This window comes from Kitasatospora sp. NPDC087861 (assembly GCF_044742585.1).
GTDB lineage: Bacteria > Actinomycetota > Actinomycetes > Streptomycetales > Streptomycetaceae > Kitasatospora.
On sequence record NZ_JBIUUS010000006.1, the window covers coordinates 96,683 to 109,515 of the forward strand.

At 74.1% G+C, this 12,833-nt stretch carries 9 protein-coding genes and 1 riboswitch; of the genes, 6 read left to right on the forward strand and 3 right to left on the reverse strand.

Annotated elements, in window-relative coordinates:
* Positions 1–19: 19 nt before the first annotated feature.
* The gene (locus tag ACIOJE_RS11395; protein ID WP_400775271.1) at positions 20–1,936 is read right to left on the reverse strand and encodes a trypsin-like peptidase domain-containing protein; all 1,917 of its coding nucleotides are present in this window, start codon (positions 1,934–1,936) and stop codon (positions 20–22) included.
* A gap of 247 nt (positions 1,937–2,183) precedes the next feature.
* A riboswitch (TPP riboswitch) is annotated at positions 2,184–2,331 on the forward strand.
* Between ACIOJE_RS11395 and ACIOJE_RS11400 the strand changes: the two genes are divergently transcribed.
* The 4 genes from ACIOJE_RS11400 to ACIOJE_RS11415 all read left to right on the forward strand — a co-directional run bounded on the left by ACIOJE_RS11400 (position 2,324) and on the right by ACIOJE_RS11415 (position 6,689).
* The gene (locus ACIOJE_RS11400; RefSeq protein ID WP_280673650.1) at positions 2,324–3,754 is read left to right on the forward strand and encodes a cytosine permease; all 1,431 of its coding nucleotides are present in this window, start codon (positions 2,324–2,326) and stop codon (positions 3,752–3,754) included. Its footprint overlaps the riboswitch before it by 8 nt.
* A gap of 161 nt (positions 3,755–3,915) precedes the next feature.
* The gene (locus ACIOJE_RS11405; protein WP_400775274.1) at positions 3,916–4,740 is read left to right on the forward strand and encodes a glycerophosphodiester phosphodiesterase; all 825 of its coding nucleotides are present in this window, start codon (positions 3,916–3,918) and stop codon (positions 4,738–4,740) included.
* Positions 4,741–5,015: 275 nt separating this feature from the next.
* Complete coding sequence (locus ACIOJE_RS11410) at positions 5,016–5,600, forward strand: ATP-binding protein (protein ID WP_400775277.1); 585 nt, start codon at positions 5,016–5,018, stop codon at positions 5,598–5,600.
* A 105-nt stretch (positions 5,601–5,705) separates the two neighbouring features.
* Complete coding sequence (locus ACIOJE_RS11415; RefSeq protein ID WP_280673653.1) at positions 5,706–6,689, forward strand: DUF5926 family protein; 984 nt, start codon at positions 5,706–5,708, stop codon at positions 6,687–6,689.
* A gap of 267 nt (positions 6,690–6,956) precedes the next feature.
* Here the strand turns inward: ACIOJE_RS11415 and ACIOJE_RS11420 are convergent, their stop codons facing one another.
* Positions 6,957–7,634, reverse strand: a complete 678-nt coding sequence (locus ACIOJE_RS11420; RefSeq protein ID WP_280673654.1) for a bifunctional DNA primase/polymerase — start codon at positions 7,632–7,634, stop codon at positions 6,957–6,959.
* 616 nt (positions 7,635–8,250) lie between these two features.
* On the opposite strand from ACIOJE_RS11420, the gene ACIOJE_RS11425 reads away from it, so the two are divergent.
* Both ACIOJE_RS11425 and ACIOJE_RS11430 read left to right on the forward strand, forming a co-directional pair.
* Complete coding sequence (locus ACIOJE_RS11425) at positions 8,251–9,684, forward strand: PP2C family protein-serine/threonine phosphatase (protein ID WP_400775281.1); 1,434 nt, start codon at positions 8,251–8,253, stop codon at positions 9,682–9,684.
* A gap of 125 nt (positions 9,685–9,809) precedes the next feature.
* Entirely contained in the window at positions 9,810–11,309 is a 1,500-nt protein-coding gene (locus ACIOJE_RS11430; protein ID WP_400775284.1) for an aminopeptidase P family protein, read from the forward strand.
* 68 nt (positions 11,310–11,377) lie between these two features.
* Here the strand turns inward: ACIOJE_RS11430 and ACIOJE_RS11435 are convergent, their stop codons facing one another.
* On the reverse strand, positions 11,378–12,646 hold the full coding sequence (locus ACIOJE_RS11435; RefSeq protein WP_400775287.1) for a hypothetical protein: 1,269 nt from the start codon (positions 12,644–12,646) through the stop codon (positions 11,378–11,380).
* Positions 12,647–12,833 lie beyond the last annotated feature (187 nt).

A 12,833-nucleotide genomic window follows, 5' to 3' on the forward strand; every position in this document is an offset into this window, starting at 1 on the left:
CGTTTCGCGCGGGTGGGGATCAGCCGTTGTCGCCGTCCCGCTGGCCGAGGGTGACCTTGGTGGTGAACTGCTGACCGTTGCGGGTGTACTCGACGTCGACGATCTCGCCGGGCTTGTGCGTCCAGATCCGGCTGACCAGGGCGGGGCCGTTGTCGATCGGCACACCGCCGAGCTTGGTGATGACGTCGCCCGGCTTGAGGCCGGCCTTGTCGGCGGCGCCGCCGGGGGTGACGGCCGGCTGGCCCTGGATGTCGCGGGTCTGGATCTGCGCGCCATCGCCCTTGTAGTCGTCGTTGCGCAGCACGTCGAGCTTGGCGTAGACCGGCTTGCCGGTCTTGATCAGGGTGTCGGCGACCCACTTGGCCTGGTTGATCGGGATGGCGAAGCCGAGGCCGATGCTGCCGGCCCGGCCGTTGGCGGAGGCGTTGGACTGGATCGCCGAGTTGATGCCGATCACCGCGCCGCCGGAGTCGAGCAGCGGGCCGCCGGAGTTGCCGGGGTTGATCGAGGCGTCGGTCTGCAGGGCGTTCATGTACGAGGACTGGCCACCGGTGTCGTCGCCGGAGGCAACCGGACGGTCCTTGGCGCTGACGATGCCGCTGGTGACGGTGGACTCCAGGCCGTACGGCGCGCCGATCGCGACGGTGGCGTCGCCGACGTTGACCTTGTCGGAGTCGGCCAGCGGAAGCGGGGCCAGCTTGCTCTTCGGCGGGTTGTCGATCTTGACCACGGCGACGTCGTAGCCCTCGGCGTGGCCCAGCACCGAGGCGTTGTAGGACGTCCCGTCGGCGAACTTGACGGTCAGTTTGCCGCCGTTGAGGGTCGGCGCGACCACGTGGTTGTTGGTGAGGATGTGGCCCTCGGTGTCGAAGACGAAGCCGGTGCCGGTGCCCGACTCGCCGTTGCCCTGCGCCTTGATGGTGACGACGCTGGGCAGCGCCTTCTGCGCGATGCCGGCGATCGAGCCGGGGGCGGGCTCGTTCTTCTGGGTGTTGCTGGCCTGGACGGTGGTGCTGCGGTGGTCGTCGGCACTGGTGCTGCTGTCGTTGCGGTCCGCGACGGCCACGCCGAGCGCACCGCCGGCCACACCGGCGACCAGCGCGACGGCGGCGATCAGGGCGACCAGGCCGCCGCGCTTCTTGCGCGGGCCGCCGGGGCCGCCGGGGCCGCCGGGGTAGTCGGCCGGGTAGCCGAGCGGACCGGCCGGGCCGCCGGGATAGCCCGGGCCGCCGCCGGCGGCGTCGTGGGCGGCGCCCCAGCCGCCGAGCGGCTGGCCGGCGCCGAACGGGTGGTGCGCGGGCGCGGGGTGCGCGGCGGGGGTGCCGTACGGGTCGTGCGGTGCGGGCTCGGCCGGGGCGCCGTACGGGTCCTGCGCGCCGGCGGCGGGGACGCCGTGGGCCGGGGTGGCGTACGGGTTGGCGACCGGCGGCAGGGCCGGGCTCTCGGCGGCGGGCGCGGCGGGCGCCACGGGCGCGGCCGGCGGGGCGGGCGGCAGGGCTGGCGGCGGCGCGTCGATGTAGCCGGTGGCGGGGTCGACGGGGACGGCGGGTGCCTCGGCGGGGGTGGCCTGCGGGACCGCCTCCGGCGCGGGGACCTTGCCGAAGGCCACGGTGGGCCGGTGCCCGCCCTGGGCCGGAACAGCCTCAGCCGGTACGCCCTCAGCCGGTACGTCGCCGGCCGGCGCCGCCTCGGGCTCGGGGACCCGGCTGAACGCCATGGTCGGCTGGTGCCCGCCGTCCGCCGACGCCGCCTCGGCCTCGGCCGGGGCGGGCGCCTGCGACGGGGCCGCTCCCGGCTCGGGAACCCTGCCGAAGGCCATCGTCGGCTGGTGCCCGCCCGAGGCGGAGCCGTCGGAAGCGGGAACAGCCGCCGCCTGGCCGCCCGAGGGCTGCTCCCCCTGCGGCCCGGTGGGCCCAACCTCGCGCTCGGTGCTCACGGACGACCTCCATAGCTGACAGAACCAAGGACCATAGTTTTTCGCACTGTCGATTCGATTGCCGTAAGGACCCCTCTGAAGAACTCATAAGAATCCTTAGCCGGCACCGACAGTCAACGCCGACGACCAGCGCCGACGGCCGACACCGACGGCCGGAGACTCCCCCACCTCCGTCGGACGTCCCGCGATGCGGACCGCACACCCCGTGGCCTTGGCGTTCAACCCCGTGCCGGTTAGCCTGGCGCTCTAACTGACACGCGGGAGCTTGGACCTTCCAGGCTGAGAGTGCGCTGGTCGACCGTACGCCACGGGATCGTGGGCGGACCGTCGAGGGGGCGCAGACCGCCGGAACCTGTCCGGGTAATGCCGGCGTAGGGAGTATCGGCCATGCCGCCTGCTTCGCCATCCTCTTCTTCGGACGCGTCCGCGTCCAAGGGTTTCCCCGATCCGTCCACGGGCGCCCCCGCCGGAGCGGCGACCGCCGTCCTGGACCGCCCGGAGCGTACCGAGGCACCGCTCGTGCTGGACACCGAGCCGCCGCGCACGCTGCGCTTCCGGGACCACTTCGCGCTCTGGATGAACCTGGGCGTCAGCCTGATCGGCTTCTCCACCGCCGCCACCGTGCTCGGCGCCAAGGGCAGCGAGCTGTCGCTGGCCGCCGCGGTGACCGCGATCGTGGCCGGCACCGTGGTCGGCACCGCGATGCTCGGCGTGGCCGCGCTGATCGGGGCCCGCACCGGCGCGCCCGCGATGGCGAACCTGCGCGGGCTGTTCGGCACCCGGCTGTCGTACGTCCCGACGGTGCTGAACATCGTCCAGTGCGTCGGCTGGGGCGTGTTCGAGCTGCTGACGATCGCGGCGGGCGCGCAGACCGTCGCCCACACGGACGGCTACCGCTGGCTGTTCGTGGTCCTGGCGGGCGCGCTGACCACCGCACTGACCATCTGGCCGCTGGGCTCGATCGCGGTGCTGCGCCGCTTCGTGGCCGGTGCCGTCGCCGTCGCGATGGTGTACTTCACCGTCCAGCTGGGCCGCCAGGGGGTGCCCGACCCGGGCGCCGGCAACTGGCACGGCTTCCTGGGCGCCACCGACGCGATGATCGCGGTGTCGATCTCCTTCGTCCCGCTCGCCGCCGACTACACCCGGCACTCGCGCACCCCGCGCTCGGCGTTCTGGGGCAGCTTCTCCGGCTACACGATCGCCCAGGTCTGGTGCTACGTGCTCGGCCTGATGGCCCTGCTGCAGTCCGACGGCGACCCGAACCGGATCTTCGACTCCTTCCTCGGCGTCTGGGCCGGCTGGCTGTTCCTGCTGGTGCTGGTGCTGCGCGAGACCGACCAGTCCTTCGCCAACGTGTACTCGACGGCGATGTCGGTGCAGAACCTGCTGCCGAAGGTGGACCGCCGGGTGCTGACCGGCGGGATCGGGCTGCTGATCACCGTGCTGGCGCTGCAGATCGACAAGTTCACCGACACCTACACCAACTTCCTCGGCCTGATCGGCTCGGTCTTCGTGCCGCTGCTGGCGGTGCTGGCGGTGGACTACTTCTTCGGCGCCGGCCGGCACGGCTGGAACCTCTCCGCCGACGCGCCGTCGCGCCCGCTGATGGTGCTGCCGTGGGTGCTGGGCTTCGCGGTCTACCAGTTCATCGCGCCGACCCCGGTGGCCGGCTGGTGGACGGACTTCTGGACCTCCGTCCAGCACGCCCTGCACTTCACCCCGCAGGAGTGGACGTCCGCCTCGCTGTTCGCCTTCCTGGTGCCGGCCCTGGCCACCTGGGCGCTCACCGCGCTGGCCCGCCGGACGGCGCGGAGCTGAGCGAGCGGCACCGCGGACGGAACCGCGCGAGCGACACCGCGCGGACGGAACCGCGCGGACGGAACCGAGCACACGGAACCGGGCGAGCGACACCGAAGACGGCCCCGCAGGTTGGGGCCGTCTTCGCCTCCGCGTCACTTCGGCCGCCTATCGTGAGCCCTGTGACCAGCCCAGACCCGTCCTCGGCGGCGGCGCGCACCGCGCCGGCCGTCCAGGTGATCGCCCACCGCGGTTCCTCGCACGCCCTGCCCGAACACACCCTGGCGGCGTACCGACGCGCGCTCGACGAGGGCGCGGACGCGGTCGAGTGCGACGTCCGGCTGACCCTCGACGGCGAACTGGTCTGCGTACACGACCGCCGGATCGGCCGGGTCTCCAACGGGCAGGGCACCGTCTCGGCGATGACGCTCGCCGAGCTGGAGGCGTACGACTTCGGCGCCTGGAAGACCGGTCGCCCCAGCACCGACCCCGAACTGCGCGGCGTGCTGCGGTTGGAGCGGCTGCTGGAGCTGGTGGTGGACTGCGGCCGCCCGGTGGACCTGGCGATCGAGACCAAGCACCCGGTGCGCTACCGCGGCCGGGTGGAGGCCGAACTGCTGCGGACGCTCGAACAGTTCAAGATCGGCGCGACCCGGGAGGCCGAGCGCCCCGCGGCCCGGATCATGAGCTTCTCCTCGGTGGCGCTGGACCGGGTGGCCGCCGGGGCGCCGGACTACCGGCGGGTGTTCCTGTTCGAACGGACCCTGCCGCTGCTCGGCCGGCTGCGCCCGGGCTCCCCGCTGCCGGGCGGGGCGCGGATCGCCGGTCCGGGCATCGAGCTGGTGCGGGCCCGCCCACAGCTGGTGGCGCGACTGCGCGAGCTGGGGCACGAGGTGCACGTGTGGACCGTGGACGAGCCGGCCGACGTGGAGCTCTGCCTGGAGCTCGGGGTGTCCGCGATCATCACCAACCGGCCCGCCGAGGTGCTGGCGCAGCTCGGGCGGTGATCCGCCGCCGGCTTGGGCGGTGATCCGCCGCCGGACCGGCAATGTCACCCGCAAAGCCCGGGACGCCATCCACTCCTTCTGGTCGGCAGTCAAACCTTCCGGGCACGTTATTGCCGGAATGCATGCGTCGGCGCGACGGAGGGTGAGCGGGGAATGACCTGAGGCCACCCTCGGTCGCCTCGCTTGAAATGTCCTCGCGGGATCGTCCGGTGGTCGTTTCCGACGCATTACCAAGGGGCATCCATCCCTCGGCATACGCTGAAGGAGGTCCGGGGGTGGCGTTGATGGTGGCGCGTGAAGTGCCGACTTCATCGACCATGGCAGTGCCGCACGGCCCAGCGAGTGTCGGGGTCGCACGGCGCCGACTGCGTCGAGATCTTGGCGACCGGGAGATACCCGAACCGGTCATTGATGATGCCGTATTGATCCTTTCCGAACTGTTGAGCAACGCCTGTCGGTACGCCCGTCCGCTCGGCCCGCTGCGGGCCCTGGGCCGCAGCGCCCGGGCCGAGGTGGTGGACCAGCTGCTGGTCGGCGTCCCCACCGGGACGCACCCCGCGCCGGGCGGCCGGGAGCGCGACGAACCCGGCGGCGGAACGGACGACGGCGTACTGGTCCGCTGGCAGATGCACGCCGACGGCGTGCTCACCCTGGAGGTCACCGACGGCGGCGCGACCACCCGGCCGCTGCCCGCCAGCCCCTCGCTGACCTCGCGCGGCGGCCGCGGCCTGAGCATCGTCGACCAGTTGGCCAGTGACTGGGGCGTGCGCGACGCGCCCGGCGAGGTGACGGTCTGGGCGGCGCTGCCCGCCCACGCCCGGCACGCCCGGCGCACCGGTGGTGACGCCCGCAGCGCCTGAACCGACGCGCGCCCCGCCCGGCCGCCCAGCGCGTGCCCGCGCGCAGGGGGGAACGTCAGTAGGCTGCCCGGAGCAAAGGACCACCGTTCCCGGGAGAGCCGCACCATGGGCAAGAAGGCCGCCAAGAAGGCGCCGCAGCGTCAGTCCACCACCGCCGTCACGGGTGAGATCCCCGTGGTCGGGGCCCGCGAGAACTGCCCCTGCGGCTCGGGCCGCCGGTACAAGGCCTGCCACGGCCGGGAGGCCTCGCACGCGGTGCAGGAGCTGGTGCACCGCCCGTTCGAGGGCCTGTCGGGCGAGGCCGACTGGGTGGCGCTGCGCGAGCTGGTGCCCGCCGCCACGGTGCCGCTGACGCTTGCCGCCGGGGTGGCCGAGGGCGCCAACGGCGAGGTTCCGTCGGTGACCCTGGCCACCGTGCTGCCGCTGGCCTGGCCGGCCCTGCGCCGCCAGGACGGCTCGATCCTGCTCGGCCTGCAGACCCAGTCCGCCTCCGGCGACCTCAGCCGCGACCTCGCGGACGCCCTGGAGCTGGCGCTGGCCACCGAGCCGGGCACCCCGGTGCCGTCCCGCCGGACCGAGGCGGGCGGACGCCGGCTGCAGGACCTGCTGGACGTCACCGCCGAGTTCACGCCCGCCGTGCACGCCGGCTTCGAGTTCTGGCTGGAGGACGCCGAGACCGCCACCGGCGAGGTCGCCGCCTCCCTGGAGCGCGCCAACGCCTCGGCCATCCCGACCGAGAAGCTGGACAGCGTCGACGCCGCCTACTGGTGCGGCACCCCCGACAAGAACCACCTGCGCTGGGTGATGACCGTGCCCGAGGAGCGGCTGCTGGACGCGCTGGCCCGGCTGACCGCCGCCGACCGGTCCTCGCTCGGCCCGGACACCCGCCTGGTCGGCTCGTTCCGCGCGCACGGCCTGACCGTCCCGGTCTGGGACCTCCCGCTCGCCATGACCGCCACCGACTGCGAGAAGCCGGCCGCCGAGTTCGCCGAGCGGCTGACCGCCGTGCTCGCCGACGAGACCCCGCTGACCGCCGAGGAGCGGCGCGCCCGCGCGAACCTGGTGAACCGTCAGGTCACCTTGAACTAAAGCGCACGGGATCCGGGTGATACGCGTCACATTGTCGCCGTGAAGCCGCAATTTCCGGGCGTGCAGGGGGTCTTGGAAATTGGCGCGGGCGCGGATCCTTGTTACTGTCTAAAGAGTCCGGCCGCTGGTGCATCCCCCGTCGCCAGCGGCCGGATCTTTTGTTTTTCCGCCCGGCCCGGGAGCGTCACCAGGGGTGACCCCGAAGCGGACTCCGGCGGATCCCGGCGGATCAGTGCGCCGGACCGGTACGCCGAGCCGTACGCCGCGTCAGTACGCCGAGCGACCGCTGTCCAGTCGGACCGTCGCCTCCACCAACTCGCCCAGCAGTGGCCCGACCTGCGGCAGCCACACCCCGCCGTCGGCGGCCGGGCGCGGGGGCAGCACCCAGCGCACCCGCCCGGCCGCGCCCCCGGGCGGCAGCGGCAGGAAGCCGCCCGGCCCGTGGTAGCGCAACGAGCCCGGTACCCAAGGGAGTTGGGAGAGCATCTCGCCGAGCGCGTCCAGCGAGTACGGGGCCACCAGCAGCGCGTACCGGCCCGGCATCGCCGCCACCGGCCCGAGCGGCAGGCGCAGTGCGCCCAGGTGGACCAGCGCGCGGGCGCCGGCCGCCGCGGGCAGGCTGACCGCCGAGAGCACGGAACCGGTGGCGGCCAGCACCGGCGCGTCCGGGCTCTGCCGCTCCCACCACCAGCGCACCATCCGGGCGTCCGTGGTGGCGGCCAGCAGCGACGGGTCGTGCGGGTGCCCGCCCGGCACCGCGCAGTCCTGGTCCCCGCAGGAGCAGTGGCCACCACGCAGCACGGTCCCCGGCACCACGGGCCAGCGGTGCTCGACGGCGGCCGTCAGCGCCGCGGCGAGGCGGTCCGGGCGGTGCCGGGCGGCGTCCTCCTGGGCGGGGCCGTGGTGGGTGACGGGCGGACACGGATCTTTCGGGTTCTCACGCATGGCGCTCGTTCCTTTCCCTGACCGCTCGGTTCGCTCCGCCCCGCCGGCACCGTCGGTTCCCGCCACGCGGACCCGCGGCGGCACGGCCCCGGCGGCGCGAAGGAGGGCGGGCGGCATGGCGGGCGGCGCGGCGACGGCGTGGATCACGGTGTGGAGCACGACATGAGAAGGGCCGCGCACTGGAACAGCCCCTGGAACGAGAATCCCGTATGCGACCGGATGGACGCCGCCCGGGCGCGCTTGGTTCCACCGTACGAGTGAGAGACTTCCGGCCGACCCGGGCCCCGGGCGGCGCGGGCATACGATCCGGACGGCCGCCGGGTCCGTCCCCTCCGTTCTGCCCGCTCCCGGTCCGCTCCATGCCTCCCGGCCGGACCGGCGCGCGCACGAACCGTACGCGCCCCCCGACCGGGTCGTGGAGATGTGGAACCGGCCACCGCATCGTCCTGGATCTGGACATGCCCCAAATGGCCTGTGTAGAAGTGGTGGCATTGCTGTCGATCAATGACGAGTAGTAGCGAATCGAGGCGAAACGCGCCCTTTGGCCGTACTCGCTCCACCTCGGCCGTACCTGGGGGTTCCGCATGGCACGAAGCACCGCGTCAGGAGTGGCGGCATGACCGAGTCCCACCCGTCGTCGACACCCTCCGAGCCGGGCGAGCCCGGCAGCGCCGGCGGGCTCACCGTCCTCGACCCGCCGGGCTTCCCCGGCCCCACCGACGCGCAGGACGGCGCGGCGGACCTCCGCACGGCACCGTCCGCCGGGATGCAGGACCGTTTGGCCGGACGGCTGTCCGATTTCACCAGGCTGCACCGGCACACCGAGCAGCTCGCCCGCGCCCGCAGCCTCGCCGCCACCCTGGACACCGTCCTCGCCTCCGGCGCCGCCCTGCTCGGCGCCCGCCGCGGCGTCCTGGTCACCCGGATGCCGGGCGGAAGGCCCGGCCAGCCGGTCGGCCTCGGCCTCGACCGCGCCAGCCTCGGCGCGCTGGAGACCGTCCCGCCCGACCAGAGCCTGCTCGCCCGGCTGCTGCGCGAGCAGGACCGGCCCGAGCGGCTGCACTCCCCCGACCTCGCCGGGGACCCGGCCACCGGCGACCGGCTGCGCGAACTCGCCGCCCACCTCGGCCTCGGCGGCTGCTACGGCCTGCCGCTCGCCACCGAGGAGGACGGCCCGCTCGCCGCCGCCCTCTGGTTCTACGACGAGCCCGCCGAACCCACCGAGCGCCAACGCGAACTCGCCCACCGCTACTGCGAGATCGCCGCCCCGATGCTCGCCAGGCAACTGGAGGCGGACCGGGTCCAGCGCACCACCGAGGCGCTGCGCCGCGGCCTGCTGCCCGACCGGCTCCCCCAGCCCGCCGGCCTGCGGCTGGCCGCCCGGCTCGTCCCGGCCGGCCTGGACCGCTCCTGCGGCAGCGACTGGTACGACGCCATCCCGCTGCCCGACGGCACCGTCGGCCTCACCGTCGGCTCCGTCTCCGGCGACGGCCCCGGTGCGGGCCCCTGCTCCGCCCCCGGCGCGGCCGCCGCGATGGGACGGGTCCGGGCCGCGCTGCGGGCGTACGCCGTCCTGGAGGGCGAGGACCCGGTCTCCGTCCTCGGCGACCTGGAGCTGCTGCTCAAGACCACCGAGCCGGCCCGCACCGCCACCGCCGTCTACGCCTGGGTGGAACCCGGGGAGCGCCGGATCACCCTGGCCGGCGCCGGGCACTGCCCGCCCGTCCTGGTCAGCCGGCACGGCGCCGAGTTCGTGGAGACCTCGCTCTCCGCCCCGCTCGGCATGCTGACCTGCTGGGAGGCCCCCGGCGTCGAGCTCACCGCCGAGCGCGGGGACACCCTGCTGCTCTACACCGAGGGCCTGGCCCGCCGCTGCGGCCCGACCCTGCACGCCGGCCAGGCCAACCTGCGCCGGGCCGCCGCCGACGCCCCGCGCGACGTGCGGATCGACCCGGACCGGCTCTGCGCCCACCTGCTGGCCGTCTGCCCCGTCCCGGAGGCCGGACCGGCCACCGACGACCTGATGCTGCTGGCGGCCCGGTTCGAATAGCCGCCCCGACCCCGAAAGGGCGAGCGGCCGGGCGTCCGTACCATGGACGCACGGCCGCCCGCGCGTGTCGCGATCCGACACTCCCCCGAGGGGCGGCCGGTACCACCCCCAAGGAGGCGTTACCCGTGACCGAGGACCGCACGCCCGCAGTGGCCGAGAACCCCGAGTCCGCCGGCGGCGAGGAGCCGCAGCAGTTCAAGGGCCGCAAGAACGGCCTGTACGCCGAGATCTCCGACGAGCTGGCCGCTTCGATGAAGACCGGCTGGGCGGACACCGAACTGCACGGCCTCACCCCGGTCGCCCAGGCCCCGTACGCGGCCGAGCGCCGCGCCCGGCTGTCCGCCGCCTACCCCGGCGAGCGGCTGGTCGTCCCGGCCGGCAACCTGCGGGTGCGCTCCAACGACACCGACTACAGCTTCCGCGCCGCCAGCGAGTACGTGCACCTCACCGGTGACCAGACCGAGGACGCCGTGCTGGTCGCCGAGCCCACCGGCGACACCGGCCACGCGTTCGCCCTCTACCTGCTGCCGCGCTCCGACCGCGAGAACGGCGAGTTCTGGCTGGACGGCTACGGCGAGCTGTGGGTCGGCCGCCGGCACAGCCTGACCGAGCAGGAGCAGCTGCTCGGCCTGCCGGTGCGCGACGTCCGCAAGGCCGCCGAGGAGCTGGCCGAGCGCGCCAAGGACTCCGCCGCGCCCACCCGGATCGTCCGCGGCTACGACGCCGGCCTGGAGAAGGCGCTGGCCGACGCGCTGGACGCCGACCGGGACGCCGAGTTCACGGAGTTCCTGAGCGGCCTGCGGCTGGTCAAGGACGAGTGGGAGATCGGCGAGCTGCGCGCCGCCTGCGACGCCACCGTCAAGGGCTTCACCGACGTGGTCCGTGAGCTCGGCCAGGCCGTCGCCACCTCGGAGCGCTGGATCGAGGGCACCTTCTGGCGCCGCGCCCGGGTCGAGGGCAACGACGTCGGCTACGGCACCATCGCCGCCGCCGGCCCGCACGCCACCACCCTGCACTGGGTCCGCAACGACGGCGACGTGCGCCCCGGCGAGCTGCTGCTGCTGGACGCCGGCGTGGAGACCAACACCCTCTACACCGCCGACGTCACCCGCACCCTGCCGATCGGCGGCCGCTTCGACGACCTGCAGCGCAGGATCTACGACGCCGTGTACGAGGCCCAGGAGGCGGGCATCGCCGCGGTGAAGCCCGGCGCCCGGTTCCGCGACTTCCACGACGCCTCGCAGCGCGTGCTCGCCGAGCACCTGCTCGCCTGGGGCCTGCTGGACGGCTCGCTGTACGACGTCGAGAAGGTCCTGGAGCTGGGCCTGCAGCGCCGCTGGACCCTGCACGGCACCGGCCACATGCTCGGCCTGGACGTCCACGACTGCGCCCACTCGCGCCGCGAGGAGCACGTCGACGCCCTGCTGGTGCCCGGCATGGTCCTCACCGTCGAGCCCGGCCTGTACTTCCAGCAGGACGACCTGACGGTGCCCGCCGAGTACCGGGGCGTGGGCGTCCGGATCGAGGACGACATCCTGGTCACCGCCGACGGCAACGAGAACCTCTCGGCCGGCCTGCCGCGCCGCTCCGCGGACGTCGAGGCGTGGATGGCCTCGCTCGCCTGAGCCTCCGGCCAGCGCGCCGAGGGCCCGGCTCCCCGCAATGGGGGCCGGGCCCTCGGGCGTCCGCGGGATCAGCGGACGTCGGGCCGGACCGTCACGGTGTCGCCGTAGTGGTCGTCCGACCCGGCGCCCACCCGGAGCTCCAGCGGGCCGCCCTGCCACGGCTTCGCCATCCCGACCCGGAAGGTGTACGAGACCGGCGCGCCCGTCATCACGCCGACCAGCTGGGACGGGGCCACCCGGTACCGGCCCTCGCAGTCCTGGTCCAGCTCGAAGGACTTCCACTCGTCCCCGACCTTGGCCTCGATGGTCACGTCCTCCGGGTTCACCCGGTCGCTGCCGGGCGAGGCCAGCACGACCACCGGGCGCAGACCGGCGGCGCCGTCCGGCGACGAGACCTTGAAGGTGAACTCGGTCGGGGTCCGGCCGACGACCATCGCGGTCGGGGTGGACACCGAGGTCACCACCGGGCGGTGGTGGTCGACGACCGCCACGTTCAGCACGCCCCGGGCCATGTCCCGGAAGGACGTGACGAACGGCACCGGGGCGTCCGCCTCGATCGCCAGCCGGCCCGGGTGGTTGGCCGCGTCCAGCCGCATCCGGTACTCGACCGTCCGGCTCTCGCCCGCGCCCAGTGTGAAGGCGGCGTCGTTGCCGGTACCGGCGTAGTCCATGCCGCCGCCCTGGCTGAGCGAGGGCAGGCTCTTCCAGCCCGAGGCGTCCTTGCGCTCCAGGGTGCCCCGCGCCATGGCGAGCACCACCTGGCACGGCGCGCCCTCGAACTGTCGGGTCGCCACCACCGGCGCCACCGCGCGGCTGCCCGAGGCGTCGTTGTTCTTCCAGGTCACCGAGAACGACACCAGGTCGCCCACCTCGACGCTCTGACCCTCGCCGAGGCCGTTGAAGGTGATCCCGACGCCACCGGCCGCGACGGGGGCGGGCTTGGCGGCCGGCTTGGGCTCCGTCGTGGCGGTGGGGTTGGTGGCGGGCTTGGCGGCCGGCTTGGGCTCCGTCTTGGCGGCGGGGTTGGCAGCGGTCTTCGACGCGGCCTTGGCCTTGGCGGCCGCGACGGCGGGGACCTCGACACTGGCGGCCGGCGTCTCGGTGGTGGGCGCGGGCGCTGCGGTCGACGCCGTGGACGGGTCGGCCGACGGGGTGGCGACCGGGGTCTGAGACGCGGAGACCGCGGGGGCCGGGGCCGGCACGCTCGCGGCGGAGCGGACGGCGGTCGGGGCGGCCAGCGCGCCGGTCTCCGGCGAACCGCAGGCGGCGACACCGACGGCGGCGACGATGGCCAGCGGAACAATCTTCACAATACGGGCGATAACGGACGCGTTCATGTGACAGTCCCCCCAGAGGACAGAGCGATGGCGTGATGGTGTGATCGAAGAGGCGGCGCGTTCCTCGCGCCCCGAGAAGCCGGCCCGAGCTCCGGCCCCTGCCGGCTCGCCCTCCCCGCCTCTCACCCTGATAGACGCGCATCCCCCCGAGGGGTTGCAGGTGGATCCAGACGTTTTCCCGCGACGT